Source organism: Novosphingobium barchaimii LL02 (assembly GCF_001046635.1).
Lineage (GTDB): Bacteria > Pseudomonadota > Alphaproteobacteria > Sphingomonadales > Sphingomonadaceae > Novosphingobium > Novosphingobium barchaimii.
Map to the genome: position 1 here is coordinate 870855 of NZ_KQ130452.1, position 16468 is coordinate 887322.

Annotated in this window: 20 protein-coding genes and 2 riboswitches; of the genes, 5 read left to right on the plus strand and 15 right to left on the minus strand. The window is 64.7% G+C overall.

Going from position 1 to position 16468, the window contains the following annotated elements:
• Positions 1-21 precede the first annotated feature (21 nt).
• Positions 22-1041 (plus strand): ketol-acid reductoisomerase, encoded by a 1020-nt coding sequence (ilvC, locus tag V474_RS04405; protein ID WP_059150279.1) that lies wholly within the window; start codon positions 22-24, stop codon positions 1039-1041.
• Between the two features lie 173 nt (positions 1042-1214).
• Here the strand turns inward: ilvC and V474_RS04410 are convergent, their stop codons facing one another.
• Positions 1215-1493, minus strand: a complete 279-nt coding sequence (locus V474_RS04410; RefSeq protein ID WP_059150773.1) for an HNH endonuclease family protein — start codon at positions 1491-1493, stop codon at positions 1215-1217.
• A 122-nt stretch (positions 1494-1615) separates the two neighbouring features.
• Between V474_RS04410 and V474_RS04415 the strand changes: the two genes are divergently transcribed.
• Entirely contained in the window at positions 1616-3148 is a 1533-nt protein-coding gene (locus V474_RS04415) for a CpaF family protein (RefSeq protein WP_082699585.1), read from the plus strand.
• A 101-nt stretch (positions 3149-3249) separates the two neighbouring features.
• On the opposite strand, the gene V474_RS04420 is transcribed toward V474_RS04415, so the two are convergent.
• From V474_RS04420 to V474_RS04430, 3 genes are all read right to left on the minus strand, one after another.
• Complete coding sequence (locus V474_RS04420; protein ID WP_148649277.1) at positions 3250-3696, minus strand: Rossmann-fold NAD(P)-binding domain-containing protein; 447 nt, start codon at positions 3694-3696, stop codon at positions 3250-3252.
• 129 nt (positions 3697-3825) lie between these two features.
• A complete protein-coding gene (locus V474_RS04425) occupies positions 3826-4440 on the minus strand; it encodes a YceI family protein (protein ID WP_059150281.1) in 615 nt (204 codons plus the stop codon).
• Between the two features lie 156 nt (positions 4441-4596).
• Positions 4597-4803: a hypothetical protein gene (locus tag V474_RS04430; RefSeq protein ID WP_059150282.1), complete on the minus strand. Its 207-nt coding sequence runs from the start codon at positions 4801-4803 to the stop codon at positions 4597-4599.
• Positions 4804-4903: 100 nt separating this feature from the next.
• On the opposite strand from V474_RS04430, the gene V474_RS04435 reads away from it, so the two are divergent.
• From V474_RS04435 to V474_RS04445, 3 genes are all read left to right on the plus strand, one after another.
• Entirely contained in the window at positions 4904-5830 is a 927-nt protein-coding gene (locus V474_RS04435) for a DMT family transporter (RefSeq protein ID WP_059150283.1), read from the plus strand.
• Between the two features lie 72 nt (positions 5831-5902).
• Entirely contained in the window at positions 5903-6034 is a 132-nt protein-coding gene (locus V474_RS04440) for an entericidin A/B family lipoprotein (protein ID WP_043972909.1), read from the plus strand.
• Positions 6035-6172: 138 nt separating this feature from the next.
• On the plus strand, positions 6173-6304 hold the full coding sequence (locus V474_RS04445; protein WP_059150284.1) for an entericidin A/B family lipoprotein: 132 nt from the start codon (positions 6173-6175) through the stop codon (positions 6302-6304).
• Between the two features lie 26 nt (positions 6305-6330).
• Here the strand turns inward: V474_RS04445 and V474_RS04450 are convergent, their stop codons facing one another.
• From V474_RS04450 to V474_RS04500, 11 genes are all read right to left on the minus strand, one after another.
• Positions 6331-6852, minus strand: coding sequence for a CcdC protein domain-containing protein (locus V474_RS04450; protein ID WP_236710640.1), 522 nt, complete (start codon positions 6850-6852; stop codon positions 6331-6333).
• 4 nt (positions 6853-6856) lie between these two features.
• A complete protein-coding gene (gene gcvPB / locus V474_RS04455) occupies positions 6857-8455 on the minus strand; it encodes an aminomethyl-transferring glycine dehydrogenase subunit GcvPB (protein ID WP_059150285.1) in 1599 nt (532 codons plus the stop codon).
• On the minus strand, positions 8452-9822 hold the full coding sequence (gene gcvPA / locus V474_RS04460) for an aminomethyl-transferring glycine dehydrogenase subunit GcvPA (protein ID WP_059150286.1): 1371 nt from the start codon (positions 9820-9822) through the stop codon (positions 8452-8454). Before gcvPA ends, gcvPB begins: the two co-directional genes overlap by 4 nt.
• Positions 9823-9989: 167 nt before the next feature.
• Positions 9990-10361, minus strand: a complete 372-nt coding sequence (gcvH, locus tag V474_RS04465) for a glycine cleavage system protein GcvH (RefSeq protein ID WP_059150287.1) — start codon at positions 10359-10361, stop codon at positions 9990-9992.
• Between the two features lie 11 nt (positions 10362-10372).
• Complete coding sequence (gcvT, locus tag V474_RS04470; RefSeq protein WP_059150288.1) at positions 10373-11530, minus strand: glycine cleavage system aminomethyltransferase GcvT; 1158 nt, start codon at positions 11528-11530, stop codon at positions 10373-10375.
• 36 nt (positions 11531-11566) lie between these two features.
• Positions 11567-11688, minus strand: a riboswitch (glycine riboswitch).
• A 1-nt stretch (position 11689) separates the two neighbouring features.
• Positions 11690-11798: riboswitch (glycine riboswitch) on the minus strand.
• 202 nt (positions 11799-12000) lie between these two features.
• A complete protein-coding gene (locus tag V474_RS04475; RefSeq protein WP_059150289.1) occupies positions 12001-12681 on the minus strand; it encodes an NAD(P)H-binding protein in 681 nt (226 codons plus the stop codon).
• A 10-nt stretch (positions 12682-12691) separates the two neighbouring features.
• Positions 12692-13852: a deoxyguanosinetriphosphate triphosphohydrolase gene (locus V474_RS04480; protein WP_059150290.1), complete on the minus strand. Its 1161-nt coding sequence runs from the start codon at positions 13850-13852 to the stop codon at positions 12692-12694.
• A gap of 39 nt (positions 13853-13891) precedes the next feature.
• The gene (locus tag V474_RS04485; RefSeq protein ID WP_059150776.1) at positions 13892-14209 is read right to left on the minus strand and encodes a hypothetical protein; all 318 of its coding nucleotides are present in this window, start codon (positions 14207-14209) and stop codon (positions 13892-13894) included.
• Positions 14210-14267: 58 nt separating this feature from the next.
• Positions 14268-15695: an NAD(P)(+) transhydrogenase (Re/Si-specific) subunit beta gene (locus tag V474_RS04490; RefSeq protein ID WP_059150291.1), complete on the minus strand. Its 1428-nt coding sequence runs from the start codon at positions 15693-15695 to the stop codon at positions 14268-14270.
• Positions 15695-16012: a proton-translocating transhydrogenase family protein gene (locus tag V474_RS04495; protein WP_059150292.1), complete on the minus strand. Its 318-nt coding sequence runs from the start codon at positions 16010-16012 to the stop codon at positions 15695-15697. The genes V474_RS04490 and V474_RS04495 overlap by 1 nt, the downstream gene beginning before the upstream one ends.
• Positions 16013-16429 carry an endonuclease domain-containing protein gene (locus V474_RS04500; RefSeq protein WP_082699587.1) on the minus strand — a complete coding sequence of 139 codons (417 nt, stop codon included), beginning with the start codon at positions 16427-16429 and terminating at the stop codon, positions 16013-16015. It abuts the gene before it with no gap.
• Between the last annotated feature and the right edge of the window lie 39 nt (positions 16430-16468).

Sequence of the window (16468 nt, forward strand, 5' to 3'; positions counted from 1 at the left end):
AGACGACCAGAAGGAAGACCGATGAAAGTCTATTACGACGCCGACAGCGACATCAACCTGATCACCGACAAGAAGATCGTCGTGCTCGGTTACGGCAGCCAGGGCCACGCCCATGCCCAGAACCTGCGCGATTCGGGCGTCAAGGAAGTCGCCATCGCGCTCCGCGAAGGTTCGGCCACCGCCAAGAAGGCTGAAGGTGCCGGCTTCAAGGTCATGTCGAACAAGGACGCGGCCGCCTGGGCCGACATCATCATGATCCTCGCACCCGACGAGCATCAGGCCGCCATCTACGCCGAAGACCTGCACGCCAACATGAAGCCCGGCGCGGCGCTTGCCTTCGCGCACGGCCTCAACGTGCACTTCGGTCTGATCGAGCCGCGCACCGATATCGACGTGATCATGATCGCCCCCAAGGGTCCGGGCCACACCGTGCGCAGCGAATACCAGCGTGGCGGCGGCGTGCCCTGCCTCGTCGCGATCCACCAGGACGTGACCGGCAACGCGCATGACGTCGCCCTTGCCTACGCTTCGGGCGTCGGTGGTGGCCGTTCGGGCATCATCGAGACCAACTTCCGCGAGGAATGCGAAACCGATCTGTTCGGTGAGCAGGCTGTGCTGTGCGGCGGCGCCACCGCGCTGGTCCAGGCTGGCTTCGAGACGCTGGTGGAAGCCGGCTACGCCCCTGAAATGGCCTACTTCGAGTGCCTCCACGAGCTGAAGCTGATCGTCGACCTGATGTACGAAGGCGGCATCGCCAACATGCGTTACTCGATCTCGAACACCGCCGAATACGGCGACATCAAGACCGGTCCGCGCATCATCACCGAAGAAACCAAAAAGGAAATGAAGCGCGTTCTGGAGGACATCCAGTCGGGCCGTTTCGTCAAGGACTTCGTCATGGACAACCGCGCCGGCCAGCCCGAACTGAAGGCGTCGCGCAAGGCGGCGCTGCGTCACCCGATCGAGGAAACCGGCGCCAAGCTGCGCGCCATGATGCCCTGGATCGCGGCGAACGCCCTGGTCGACAAAGCCAAGAACTGAGCTCACGGCAGTTCCGTTAAGGCGGGCGGGTGGTCGCAAGGCCGCCCGCCCGTTTTCGTTTGGGCGGGGGCTTCGACAAGCTCAGCCTGACCCTTCGACAGGCTCAGGGTGAGCGGATGTTGCTCTATGCTTCCAACCCCGCTCAGGCCGAGCTTGTCGAAGCCCCCCGCTCCCTACTTCCGCGTCCGCGTCGGCGCGTGGAAGTCGGGTGGCTTGCCCGAGACCCAGCGCACGAAGCGCCCCACATCCTCCACTGCCAGCAGGGCCGCCGCGTTGGGCCCCATCTTCGCCAGTTGCGCATTGGTGAGGCTCGCATGGATTGCCCGGTGGCAGATCGGGTGGAGCGGCACTGTCTCTCGCCCTCCCCGGCTTTTCGGCACGGGATGATGCCGCTCCGTCCGCCGTCCAAGTGGGCGGGCGCAAAGCCAGCAGATATCTCCTTCCCTGCCCATTTGCCTCACCATCCTGTAATCGTGCGCCATTAGTAAGTTATCAAAGTTTCAACCTTAATCATCACCGCAATCGCAGTGTTTCACGCCTGACCATACCGGGCGGTTGAAGGGTTGAAAGTTTCATGACGGCATTTGGTCGGCGTAATTCGGCAGGCGGCATGGGCCAGGGTGTCCGGCCTGCATTCGGCGTTGCAAAGCCGCTCAAGGGCGGCGGCGACAAGCCCGCGGCAGCCGGCACCAACGGCGCCGCGCCTATGCCCGGCGGCGAGCAGTTCCCCCCCATGCCGGGAAGCGACGGCGCTCCCACCACGGCAGCCGCGATGCGCGAGGACGCGATGTCGCGCCTGGCGGACCGCGCCAACGCCGTCCACGACCAGGGCGAGCAGAACGGCTTCGAAGCCTCGATCCACAAGATCAAGGAACAGGTGCTGCCCCGACTGCTCGAACGTGTCGATCCCGAAGCTGCCGCCACGCTGACCAAGGACGAGCTGTCCGAGGAATTCCGCCCCATCATCATCGAGGTGCTGGCCGAGCTGAAGATCACCTTCAACCGCCGCGAACAGTTCGCGCTGGAAAAGGTGCTGATCGACGAGTTGCTTGGCTTCGGGCCGCTGGAGGAACTGCTCAACGACCCCGATATCTCGGATATCATGGTCAACGGTCCGAACCAGACCTACATCGAAAAGAAGGGCAAGCTCCAGCTCGCCCCCACCAAGTTCCGCGACGAACAGCACCTGTTCCAGATCGCCCAGCGCATCGTCAACCAAGTCGGCCGCCGCGTCGATCAGACCACGCCGCTGGCCGACGCCCGCCTCAAGGACGGCAGCCGCGTCAACGTAATCGTGCCGCCCCTGAGCCTTCGCGGCACCGCGATTTCGATTCGTAAGTTCTCGGAAAAGCCGATCACCATCGACATGCTCAAGGACTTCGGTTCGATGAGCGAGAAGATGGCCACCGCCCTCAAGATCGCCGGGGCATGCCGCATGAACGTGGTGATCTCGGGCGGCACGGGTTCGGGCAAGACGACCATGCTCAACGCCCTGTCGAAGATGATCGACCCGGGCGAGCGCGTGCTGACGATCGAGGACGCCGCCGAACTTCGCTTGCAGCAGCCGCACTGGCTGCCGCTGGAAACCCGTCCGCCCAACCTCGAAGGCCAGGGTGCGATCACCATCGGCGACCTTGTGAAGAACGCCCTGCGTATGCGTCCCGACCGGATCATCCTGGGCGAAATCCGCGGCGCCGAGTGCTTCGACCTGCTCGCCGCCATGAACACCGGCCACGACGGTTCGATGTGCACTCTCCACGCCAACTCTCCGCGCGAATGCCTGGGCCGTATGGAAAACATGATCCTGATGGGCGACATCAAGATCCCCAAGGAAGCCATCAGCCGTCAGATCGCAGAATCGGTCGACCTCATCGTCCAGGTAAAGCGCCTGCGTGACGGTTCGCGCCGCACCACCAACATCACCGAAGTGATCGGCATGGAAGGCGACGTCATCGTCACCCAGGAACTGTTCAAGTTCGAATACCTCGACGAAACCGACGACGGCAAGATCATCGGCGAATTCCGCCCGTCCGGCCTGCGCCCCTACACGCTGGAAAAAGCGCGCCAGTTCGGCTTCGACCAGGCGTTTCTGGAAGCCTGCCTCTGAGGCATAGGCAAATCCTACCTCATCGGGAGAGGGGAACGGGGGCCGTGCGCGGCCCCCTTTCGTTATCCCTGGATTGATACCGAAACGGGGTAGAAACCCCATCAACTTCGCCCGCCGCCGCCCCTGCCCCGCGCTGAACGGCGCACATGCGCAAGCTGGGCCAGAAGCGCGCGATTGTCGGCTTTATGCTCGGTCGCGACGTGCCTGCCGCCGTACATCCGCACCTTCAGCAGGCCCTGAAACGCCCGCTGCACGCGCTCATCCACTGTGACCTTCCGTTTAGCGCCGCTCCGCTTGCCGATGACCGCGTCCCAGGCCGCCGCAAAGCTCCCTGCTCCAGGCCGGCGCCGCAGCCGATAGGCCGTCTCGCGCGCCATGCCCACCTTGCGCGCCGCCGCCTCCACCGAACCGGTCTCGGCCAGCGCGCCGAGAAATGCGGCCTGCCGCGCCGGCGTCCACCCATCGACGCGGGCACGCACCGCAACGGGAGCAAATGCGGGAACCCGGACATGCCGGGCACGGCGAGGTGCGTGGGAAGCTGTGTTCATCCATGAGGTTAAACGCGATTTCGCCGATGTAGGAAAGCGAATGGCAAAACGCCGCCCCGGATCAGGTCCGGGACGGCGCCATGCATTTTTCAGACCTTCGTCAGCAAGGCTATGCCCGCTGCGCGTGGATCACTTCGCCTGCTTCTCGAAAGCGGCGGTGATCGCAATCGTAGTGTCATCGCTGACCATCGGCGCATACTTGCTGACGCCGAACTCGGTACGCTTGATGACGCCGGTGGCGTTGAAGCCCAGCGTGTAGGCCTTGTTCATCGGATTGACCGCGCCGGCCTTGAAAGTGGCCTTGAGGGTGACGGGCTTGGTCACGCCGTGAAGGGTCAGGTTGCCGGTGACGTCGGCGGTGCTCTTGCCGGTCTTCACCACCTTCGTCGAAACGAAGCGCATCGTCGGGAACTTGGCCGCATCGAACCATTCGTCGCCGACCAGTTCCGCGTCGAGCACCTTGTTGGTGGTCGATACGGTCGCAACCGGCACCGAGACGTCCAGCTTGGCCGAAGCGACGTTCCTGGGGTCGACCGACAAGGTGCCGCTGGCGCCCGGCAGCGTGCCGAAGAAGTCGCTGATGCCAAAGTGGACAACGCTGAAACGCACCAGCGTGTGATTGCTGTCGAGCGCATAGTTGCCTGCCTGAACTTCGGCCGAATTCTGGTTGGCCTGCTGCGCCACGATAGGCGCAGCCACGACTAGAGAAGCGGCCACGAAGGCCGATGCGAAGATACGCTGCATTGAAATTCTCCGGGGGAGTGAGTGACTTGCCGCCTGTTCCCATTTAGCAGGCAATCTGCCCAGCCGGATAAATTCGACCGGCTTGTTCAACTTTCTCGAACATGCCCTTGTTCAAGAAAGTTGAATGCCTCGAATGGGCTATTTTACCTACAGGTGTTAGCCCCCCAGGACCTTGCGGGCTGAAAGCCCAAGCAGCAGCACCGCCGCCAGCAGCGACCAGAAGAAGATCGGCGTCCAGGGCATGAAGCCCACGCGGTCGATGTCCTTGCGATGATGGCGTCGGCGGTCACCCAGCCAAGCCACGACGGCCAGCACCGCCGACAGGCTCCCGAAAATCGCCATGATCTTGGTCGAATCGTCCATTCGCTGCCCTTGCCTCCAAGCGCGGGCAAGTTAAAGCCCGGTGGTGAATTCCTCCTCCCGTCCACAACCCGCCGCGCACCCTACCCGCGCCGACCGACCGATGTTTGCCATCGGGCTGCGACTGGCAGCGATGGCGATGCTTTCGACGATGTTCATGCTGGCCAAGCTCGCGGGCGAAGCCGGTGTCGCGCTGCCGGAACTGATGTTCTGGCGCCAGGCCATGAGCCTGCCGCTGATTGCCGGCGCACTGCTGGCGACCGGACGCATCCGACTGCTGCGCACGAACCGCATGGCCAGCCATGCGAAACGGGCCACTACCGGCACCGTGGGCCTGTGCTGCAACCTTGGCGCGGCCACCCTGCTGCCATTGCCGGTAGCAACGACGCTGGGTTTCACGACGCCGCTTTTCGCAGTCCTGATAGCCGCGCTCGTCCTGCGCGAAATGGTCGGCAAGTGGCGGTGGACCGCCGTCGTCCTTGGCTTTGTCGGCGTTCTTGTGATCGCCCGTCCAAGCGACGCACCGGTCCCCGCGATGGGCTTGGCGGCAGGTCTGGGCGCCGGCGTCATCGTGGCGATCGTCAGCTTTCAGATCCGGGATCTTGCTCGCACCGAGGCGCCGATCGCCTGCGTGTTCTGGTTCGCGTTCTACGGCTCGCTGTTCACGGCTATCCTGCTGCCCTTTTACGCGCAGCCCCATGGGCTTCGGGAATGGCTGCTGCTGGCGGCGATTGGCCTCAGCGGCGCCCTCGCCCAGTTCCTCATCACCGCTGCGCTGCGCTTCGGACAGGTCGCGACGGTGGTGGTCATGGATTATAGCGCGCTGATCTGGTCCACACTCTACGGGTGGATAATCTGGGATCACCTGCCCGCTGTGTCGATGTGGATGGGGGCGCCGATCATCGTCGTAGCCGGCCTGATCATCACCTCGCGAGAGCATTTCCTTTCGCGGCGCATCTCTCCCACGTCCGCACTGGATGAAGCCGCGACCGAAGAAGCGCAGCCGGTGAAAATACCCGCGGGAACCTGACCCGCACACGTGTGTTTTCACGGATGCGCGGATCGGGCCTTCCCGGGCCGCACCGACAAAAGGAATATGGACATGGTCAAGAAGCTTGTTCTCGCGCTCGTCGCCGGTGGTATCGTTTTCTCCGCAGCTGCCTGCAACACCGTCAAGGGCGCGGGCCGCGACGTTTCGTCGGTCGGCCAGGCTGGCGAAGACGCAATCAAATAAGCCGGCAACGGCTTGCAGGCGGGTCAGGATATTCGGCGCCACCGAGTTTCCTGGCCCGCCGGCAAAATCTTGAAGGGCGCTTCCCAGTGCCTGATCTATCGGATAACCGGGCGAAACTCTTAACGGAACGCTCGATTGATGATCAAAAGACTGGTGCTTGCCCTCGCTGCCGGGGGCATTTTAATTTCGGCCTCGGCCTGTAATACAGTCAAGGGCGTAGGCCGCGATATCGAATCCGTCGGCAAGGCGGGTGAGCGCGCCATCAACTGAACCTAAAGCTCTACGGTAACCGATCGTCAGGCGTCGAAGACGTGATTGGCGACCATTTCGCGTGCCCGCATCCATAGCACCAGACGGCTGAACACCACCATGCCGAGCGCAAAACCCAGCATCGCATCGGTAACCAGCAAGGCGTGGGCAGAAGGATGCCCCTGATCCATCGTCATCCCAGTGGGCAGCAGCACCCTGCGCATCACGAAAACGCCGACGATCAGCATCAATGCCAGCGGCGACTGGCGCACCATCACCCGCGCTTCGCTACCTTCACCCTCGACATGCAGGCGCATCAGCCTTGAGCGCTGCGCCCCGATTGCGCCGCCGATCGCCAATCCGGCGCCAAGTGCCAGCCAGCCTGGCCCGGTAGGCGGCAAGGCGGCGAGTGCAAAGCACACCGCCGCCATCACGATCAACGGCATGAGCCACAGCAGGGGGAGGCGCAGCGGCCGCGCCTTCTGCAGGTTGCGCAGTCGCCAGGCCATGATCCCGGCAATGATGAACAACGGCAGATAGGCCGAAAGCCCGCTCCCCCCGCCCGGCACAGCCTCAGCTCCCGCCGATTTCGCTGAGCGAAGGCGTGCCCGGAACGCCCGGCTCACCCTTCCACACCAGCACCGGCTTTCGCGCGGCCAGCGTTTCATCAAGCCGCCGGCGCGGCGCGAAGTGCGGCGCGGAGTGCAGGCTTTGGTCGCCGGCCTTGGCGCGCTGGGCCAAGCTGCGCAGCGAGCCGATGAAGCGGTCGAGACCGGCCTTGCTCTCGGTTTCGGTCGGCTCGACCAGCATCGCGCCCTTTACCACCAGCGGGAAGTAGACCGTCATCGGGTGGAAACCTTCGTCGATCAGACCCTTGGCGATATCCAGCGTGGTGAAGCCCTCGGCCAGCCCCGCATCGCTGAACAGCGCCTCGTGCATGCACGGGCCGCTGTCGGCGAAGGGGGCGGGCAGCAGGTCCTCGCACGAACGCAGCACGTAGTTGGCGTTGAGCACCGCGTCCTCGGCAACCTGTCGCAGGCCGTCGGCGCCGTGGCTGAGGATATAGGTCAGAGCGCGGGTGAACATGCCCATCTGGCCGTGGAAGGCGACCATGCGGCCGAACGCCTGTGCGTGGCCCTCGCTGGCGTTCTCCTCCTCGACGAGGTGGATCGAGCCATCAGCCCCGCGCGTCACGAAAGGCAGCGGCGCGAACGGCGCCAGCGCTTCGGACAGGACCACCGGACCCGCGCCGGGACCGCCGCCGCCGTGGGGCGTGGAGAAGGTCTTGTGCAGGTTGATGTGCATGGCATCCACGCCCAGGTCGCCGGGGCGCACCTTGCCGACGATGGCGTTGAAGTTCGCGCCGTCGCAGTAGACATAGCCGCCGGCTGCGTGAACCGCGTCGCCGATTTCCTTCATGTCCGGCTCGAACAGGCCGCAGGTGTTGGGGTTGGTGATCATCACCCCCGCCACGTTCGGACCCAGCTTTGCCTTGAGCGCGGCCACGTCGACCCGGCCTTCCGGCGTCGCGGGGATCGATTCCACCTTGAAACCCGCGAAAGCCGCCGTCGCCGGATTGGTGCCGTGGGCGCTTTCGGGCACCAGCACCACGTCGCGCTTTTCGCCCCGCGCATCAAGAGCGGCGCGGATGCACAGCAGACCGCACAGCTCGCCGTGCGCGCCGGCCTTGGGCGACATTGCCACCGAAGCCATGCCGGTCAGGGTGATGAGCCAGTCAGCCAGCTGCTCGATCACTTCGAGCGCGCCTTCGATGGTTTTTTGCGGCTGCATCGGGTGCACGTCGGCGAAGCCCGGCAGGCGCGCCATCTTCTCGTTCAGGCGCGGGTTGTGCTTCATCGTGCACGAACCCAGCGGGAACGGCCCGAGGTCGATCGCATAGTTCTGGCGCGACAGGCGCGTGTAGTGGCGCACCGTCTCCGGCTCGGTCAGGCCGGGAAGGCCCGGCGCTGCCTTGCGCAGGAACTTGCCCAGCCCGGCCACGGGCGCGCGGTCCGCCGGATCGAGATCGACGCCGCACTTGTCAGGCGAGCCGAGTTCGAAACTCAGGGCTTCTTCGAGCATAAGCCCGTAATCGCCGCTAGACGTTGTAAATTTTGCGTCTCCGGCCTCACCCATAGAGGGGCGCCATCCGCCTGCGTTGATGTCGCTCATGCCGAAGCTCCTTCCAGCACTGCTTCCAGTTCGAGGGCGAATGCCTCGATATCTTCGTCCGTGGTCGTCTCGGTCGCCGCGACCAGCAGGCCGTTGCGCAGTCCTTCCCCTTGCGGGAACAGGCGGCCCAGTGAAACGCCGCCAAGCACCTTGCGATCCGCCAGTTCGCGCACGACCTCGCGTGCGTCGCGCGGCAGGATCAGCGTGGCCTCGTTGAAGTAGGCATCGTTCATCAGCGAGACGCCCGAAATACGCGTCAGGCGCTCGAACGTCGCCTGCGCGCGGGCATGGTTGATGCCGGCCAGACGGGCCAGACCTTCACCGCCGAGCAAGGTCAGGTGAATACTGAAGGCCAGAGCGCAAAGCCCTGAATTCGTGCAGATATTGCTCGTCGCCTTCTCGCGGCGAATATGCTGCTCGCGAGTGGAGAGGGTGAGCACGAAGCCGCGCTTGCCCTCGACGTCGACGGTCTCGCCGCAGAGGCGGCCCGGCATCTGGCGCACGAACTTCTCGCGGCAGCCGAACAGGCCGAGGTAGGGCCCGCCAAACTGCAAGCCGACGCCGATCGACTGGCCCTCTCCCACGACGATGTCGGCGCCCAGAACGCCCGGTGCCTCGATCAGGCCCAAGGCCACCGGCTCGGTGACCACCACCACCAGCAGCGCGCCCTTGGCGTGCGCGGCTTCCGCGATGGCGGCAAGGTCGGGGATGCGGCCCATGACGTCGGGGTACTGGACCACGACGCAGGAGGTCTTGTCGTCGATCGCGGCGATCACGGCGGCGTCATCGGCCTCTGCGACCATCTTCGCGGGCAGGCTGATGATGTCGTCCTGGGTGAACTTGGCCATCGTGCGCACCACTTCGCCGTAGTGCGGGTGCAGACCGCCGGACAGCACGCTGCGGCCCCTGCGAGTGACGCGCGCGGCCATCAGGATCGCTTCCCAGCACGCGGTCGAGCCGTCGTACATCGAGGCATTGGCGATATCGGTGCCGAACAGGCGCGCCACCTGGGTCTGGAACTCGAACAGCACCTGCAGCGTGCCCTGCGCGATTTCCGGCTGGTAAGGCGTGTAGGCGGTGAGGAATTCGCCGCGCTGGATCAGATGGTCGACCGAGGCCGGGACATGGTGGCGATAGGCGCCCGCGCCCAGGAAGAACGGCGCGGAACCCGCGCTCACGTTCTTGGCGGCCAGCGCGCTCATGTGGCGCTCTACGGCCATTTCGCTGGCGTGGGCGGGCAAGCCTTCGATCGGGCCGGCGAGGCGGGCCGCTTCGGGCACGTCGATGAACAGATCATCGACCGTGTCGGCGCCGATTTTCGCCAGCATGGCGATGCGGTCGGCGGGGGTAAGGGGAAGGTAGCGCATCGAGGCTCCTAATTGGGTATCTTCCCCTATGCGGGGATCTGGCAGTCGCGAAGCGGCCGACGGAGGGGATCTGCGGCCTTGCGCAAGGGTTACGCCGCGGCGAAACTCCCCTCCACCACCGCCTGTGGCGGCGGTCCCCCTCCCCGTTTCGGGGAGGACAGGGTTCGTCAGAGGCTTTCGACGTAGCTTTTATAGGCGGCATCATCCATCAGCGCGCCCAGTTCGGCGGCGTCTGAAAGGGTCACGCGGAACAGCCAGCCACCGGTTTCGGCCTGGGTGTTCACCAGTTCCGGCGCATCGGCCAGAGCGCCGTTCACTTCGGCGACAGTGCCCGATACCGGCGTGTAGACATCCGAGGCGGCCTTCACGGAATCCACCACCGAAACGGAATCGCCCTTGCCGACGGTGCTGCCCTCGGCGGGGAGTTCAACGAAGGTGATGTCGCCAAGCTGGCCTTGCGCATAGTCGGTGATGCCGACAGTGCCGAGGTCGCCTTCGACTTCGATCCACTCATGATCTTCGGAAAAAAAACGGGTCATGAAAAAGTTCCTCAGCGGTGATAGCGATGGGGGACGAAAGGCATCGCAGCGACTGTCGCGTCTAGCCGCTTGCCGCGCATTTCGATGGTAAGGGCAGTGCCTGGTGCGACAAGTGCCGCATCGACGTAAGCCATGGCGATCGGATGCTGCAACGAAGGTGAGAAACCACCTGAGGTCACGATGCCAACCTCCTGATCTCCATTGAAAACCTTGGCGCCTTCCCGCGCAGCCATGCGGCCTTCAAGGGTCAGGCCGATACGGCGGCGCGCGGTGCCATCGGTGAAGTCGGCGATCACGCGCTCGGCTCCGGGGAAGCCGCCTTCGGTGCGGCGGCGCTTGTTGACGGCGAACTTCAGGTCCGCATCGACAGCGCTGGTTTCAGGCGAAAGATCGTGGCCGTAAAGCGGAAGACCGGCCTCCAGACGCAGCGAATCGCGTGCGCCTAGTCCAATCGGCTTCACCTCAGGCTCACCGCACAGCAGGCGCGAGATGTCTTCGGCAGCTTCGCCCGGGATCGAGATTTCGAACCCGTCCTCGCCGGTGTAGCCGGACCGGCTGATCCAGGCATCGACGCCGCCAAGGGTGAACTGACCGCCCTTCATGAACGTCAGCGCCGAGAGCGGATATTCGCCCTTGGCATGGCGTTCCAGCGCGGCAAATGCCTTGGGGCCCTGCAGCGCCAGCAGCGCGCTTTCGTCAAGGTGGTTGAGCGTGACTTCATCGGCCAGAAGTTCGCGCAAGGTGCCGATGTCGTCCCACTTGGTCGCGCCATTGACGACGAGGTAGAAGCCCGTCTTCCAGCGGGTGACCATGAGATCGTCAAGGATGCCGCCCTCTTCGTCCAAGAGCAGCGAATAGCGCACCGCGCCAAGTTTCAGCGTGGACAGGTCGATCGGCAGCGCCGTCTCGATGGCGGCTTCCAGATCGGCGGTGATACCGTCTTCGCTGGAAACATAGACCTGGCCCATGTGGCTGACGTCAAACAGACCGGCATTCTCGCGGGTCCACAGGTGCTCGGCCATGATGCCTTCGTACTGGACGGGCATCATGTAGCCGGCGAATTCGACCATGCGGCCGCCCTGCTCGCGGTGCCAGGCATCGAGAGGCAGGGTCAGCGGGGCGAGATCCTCCGCTTCGTCTTCATCAGGGGTAACAGGGTATTCGCTCAAGACACGACTCCGCGACTAGCATGGCACACCATTTCCGGTGCCCCCTCTGTCACGGAAACCTGAGAGCTTCCCCGGCGTCATCCCTTATGGGACAGGCCGGGTTACACCGTCGGCGGCCACGACCTTAAAGGCACGGGGCACTTTCCAGAGTATCGCTGTCGACGCCGCGCGGTCCTTTTGCCTGAGAGATTCCGGGGCGGTTGCTCCTTCGGCGCCTTGTCCCATCCGCCCTGAGGCGAATCGGCAAGGTCTCTCCCGCGCGTGTCAGCGAGTTGCCCAAGCCTTGGTGGAGCGCCCTGCGCAAGTCAACGCCCGGCTTGTGCAACTGCGAGCTAATCCACGGGGTTGGGTGCTGGCGATGGGGCTTCGACAAGCTCAGCCTGAGCGGGATTTGGGCGAACCATCACCCCTACCCGCTCACATTGCTATCCCTCCCCGCTCATCCTGAGCTTGTCGAAGGATGCGCGCCCTTACCCCTGCGTGCGCGCGAACCGGCGCAAGGCATCATGTTCCTGCACGAAACGCCCCTGCCCCTTCTCGCGCGTGAGAGCGAGGATCGCGCGGGCCACGTCCCGCGCGCGGATCGAGCGGAATCGGCGCCATTGTCCGTAGAGCACGAGGCGATCGGCCAGTGGTCCCAGCACCTGCCCTGCCCGTTCCAGCCCGCGCCGCTCCTCGCGCTGCCCGCGCAGCAGGCCGGGGCGGAGCATATCAAGCCGGCGGAAACCCAGCTTGCCCAAGGCCTCCTCCGTCTCGCCCTTGACGCTGAGGTAGAAGTTCTTCGCACCCGTTTCTGCGCCGACCGAGGAGACGACGATCATGTGCTCGATGCCAGCCTCGCGCGCGGCTTCGGCGCTGAAGCGGACAAGGTCGTAATCGATGGCACGGAACTGCTCCTGGCTACCGGCGGCCTTGATCGTGGTGCCCAGCGCGCAGACCAGCACGTCGGCGCACGCGGCCTTGATGAGCTGTGGCCAGTCGATCGGCTCGCCGACCAGCATCTCCATGCGCGCACCCGGCGGCAGCACCGCCTCGCGCCGGCCGACGCCGATCACGCGCACGTCATCGCGCCCGACGGCCTCGGCCATCAGCGCAGACCCGATCAGCCCGGTCGCGCCGACCAGGCATATGCGAACAGCCCCCTGTTCCATCCTTCAGCGCCTAGACATTGCTCAGGCCCTCGGGCGTGCGGCCGTATATGTCGGCGTGCCGGGCGATGGCGAAACGGTCGGTCATGCCGGCGATATAGTCGGCGATGTGGCGGCTGCGGTCCGGCTCGAAGCGCGGCATGTTGTCGATCCAGCTTTCCTCCATCAGCACCGGCTCCTGCGAGTAGGCGGCGTAGAGTTCGGCCAGCAGCGCGCGGGCGCGCCGCGCGGTTTCAAGCTGCTCGGGATGGTAGTAGAGCTTGTCGTACATGAAGCGCTTGAAGGTGCGCTCGGCCTCCGCCATTTCCGGCGAGAAAGCGACCAGCGTGCAGCCCGCATGGCGAACGTCATCGATGCTGCCCACGCCGACGAGGTTTGCCTGGGTCTGCTCGACAAGATCGTTGACCATGACGCCGATCTGGCTGCGGATCAGCTCCGCCAGTTGCCGGTCGAGCGGGGCATCGGGATAGCGGCGCTCCACCTCGCCCCAGCGCGCGGCTATGAAGGGCTGGGCCAGCAGTTCGTCGAGATCGAGGAAACCGGCGCGCAGTCCGTCGTCGATATCGTGGTTGTCATAAGCGATGTCGTCGGACAGCGCCGCCACCTGCGCTTCCAGCGAGGCGTGGGTGGTGAGGTCGAAATTGTACGCGGCGTCTAGTTCGGCCAGCGCCCAGGTCGGCTCGGCCACGGGGCCGTTGTGCTTGGCGAGGCCCTCCAGCGTCTCCCACGTCAGGTTCAGGCCGTCATGCTCGCAGTAAGGGCTGTCGATGCGCATCAGCGTGCGCAACGTGTGGGCGTTGTGGTCGAAGCCGCCTGCCTTGTGGAGCGCAGCGTCGAGGGCGTCCTCTCCGGCGTGGCCGAAGGGCGGGTGGCCGATGTCGTGGGCCAGCGCGAGGGCTTCGGTCAGGTCTTCATCGAGGCGCAGGATACGGGCGATGACGCGGGCGATCTGCGCCACTTCCAGGCTGTGCGTCAGGCGCACGCGGTAGTGATCGCCGTCCGGCGCCACGAAGACCTGGGTCTTGTAGCGCAGGCGGCGGAACGCGATCGAGTGGATGATACGGTCGCGATCACGCTGGTAGGGGCTGCGGGCGCCCCGGGCGAGGCCGTTCTCGGTGGAGAATTCACGCCCGCGCGAACGGGCCGGATCGGAAGCATAGGGAGCTAGAGTCAAGCGCGCGGTCTCCGCGTGGGTGCGACGAGTTGCCCTGCCCTAGCGGGCAAATCCCGTTGTACACAAGAGCGCCGAGGTGGCTGTCACCTTGGCGATGCGCGGATCGTCCATTCGCTCCACGGCTTTCACCACCCCGTGAAGCGAACGATGCTCCTCCTGAAGCCCGGCCAGCTTGCCCAGCTGCCCCAGCGAGAGGCGCTGCACGAGACGGCGGCCCATGCAGGCGGCGGCCTCGTCGGTCATCCCGGCGTTAGTGAACGCGGTGCGCACGCGCTGCTCGGCATACCAGTGCGCGCCGTACCACAGCGCGGCGGCAAGGACGGCGATCAGCACGGCGGCTGTGATGAGACGGGTCATGAAAGGCGCCATAAGTCCGAAGGCCAGTGCGTGTCGAGCGGACTGGCCTCGCAAAAACTCAGTCCGCCAGCGCCTTGTTGATATCCTCGACCATCTTCTTGGCATCGGCGAGGAGCATCATCGTCTGGTCCATGTAGAACACGTCGTTGTCGACGCCGGCATAGCCCTGGCCGCCCATCGAGCGCTTGATGAAGAAGATCGTCTTGGCCTTGTCCACATCGAACACCGGCATGCCGTAGATGGGCGAGGATTTGTCGGTCTTGGCGGCCGGGTTCACCACGTCGTTAGCGCCGATGATGAAGGCGACGTCGGCCTGCGCGAACTCGCCGTTGATGTCTTCCAGTTCGAAGACCTCGTCATAGGACACCTGCGCCTCGGCCAGCAGCACGTTCATGTGGCCGGGCATGCGGCCCGCAACCGGGTGGATCGCGTATTTCACGTTGACGCCGTGGGCTTTCAGCTGGTCGCCCATCTCGCGAAGCACGTGCTGGGCCTGCGCCACCGCCATGCCATAGCCGGGTATGATGATGACACTCTCTGCCTCTTTCATGAGGAAGGCCGCATCTTCTGCCGAGCCGCGCTTCCACGGGCGCTGCTCCTTCGCATCGCCGCCGGCCGGGCCGCTTTCGACGCCGAAACCGCCCGCGATGACGGAGAGGAAGCTGCGGTTCATCGCCTTGCACATGATGTACGACAGGATAGCGCCCGATGAACCCACCAGCGCGCCGGTGATGATCATCGCGGTATTGTGCAGCGTGAAGCCCATGGCCGCCGCCGCCCAGCCCGAATAGCTGTTGAGCATAGAGACGACCACCGGCATGTCGGCGCCGCCAATCGGGATGATCAGCAGGAAGCCGATCAAAAAAGCCAGCCCGACCAGCACCCAGAACAGCGGATTCTCGCCCGGTCCCGCCGCCCCCGAATGGGCGAACAGCGCGGTCAGCACGATGATCGCGCCCAGCGTCGCAAGGTTGATGACATGGCGGCCCGGCAGCATGATCGGCGAGCCGGACATATTGCCGTTGAGCTTGGCGAAGGCGATCACTGAACCGGAAAAGGTAATCGCGCCGATCGCCGCGCCCAGCGCCATCTCTACACGGCTGACGGGCAGGATATTGCCCCCCTCACCCAGAATGCCGAACGCTTCGGGGTTGAGGAACGCGGCCACCGCCACGAGCACCGCCGCCAGCCCGACCAGCGAGTGGAACGCGGCGACAAGCTGCGGCATATCGGTCATCTTGATGCGCCGGGCGATGAGGAAGCCGATACCGCCGCCGATGGCGATGGCGGCCAGGATTTCAGGCAGACTGGCGATCTCGTGCGTCACCAGCGTGGTGACCACGGCGATGCCCATGCCGATCATCCCATAGCGGTTGCCCTTGCGGCTTGTCGCCGGAGAGGACAGCCCGCGCAGGGCGAGGATGAAACAGACGCCGGCAACAAGGTACAGGACGGCGACCCAGGGGTTTACGGCATGGGCCTCCATCAGTGCGTGCCTCCACCGGAGCCAGGTTTCGGCGCGGGTTTATCCTTCTTCTTGTACATCGCCAGCATCCGTTCGGTGACGGCAAAGCCGCCGAAGATGTTGACGCTGGCCAGCACCACCGCCCCGAGACCCAGCCACTTGGCGGCGGGGCTACCCGCAGCCGCACTCGCCACCAGAGCGCCTACCACGATAACCGAGGAAATCGCATTGGTGACAGCCATAAGCGGCGTGTGCAGCGCCGGGGTGACGGACCAGACGACATAATAACCCACGAAGCAGGCCATCACGAAGATCGACAGGATCGAGACGAAATCCATTCAAAAGCTCCGGTCAGATCCTCCCCCCTCGGGGGAGGTGGCAGCGCGAAGCGCTGACGGAGGGGGTGCAGCCGCGCACAAGAGGACGATCGACTGCACTACGGCGTCTGCATTCTTCAAAACGTGTGCAGCGGGAATGCGCACCACCACAAAGCCCTGCTCTTCCAGCCAGTTGTCGCGTGCAGGGTCTCGCTCCGGGCGATCGCCCATGGTGTGCGAAATTCCATCGATCTCGATCACTGTTCTGGCGGCGTCACGGTAAAAATCCGCAACGTATGAACCGACCGGATGCTGCCATCTGAACTTCAGACCCATTGGCCGGGCACGAAGGACGCGCCAGAGCAGCACCTCGGGCAATGTCATTTCCGACCAGAGACGGCGTGCGGACTGCAATGCCTGTTCGGTGTGGTTACGCATCAGATTGGATTCGGCGCTTGGCGGCACCTCCTCCACCAC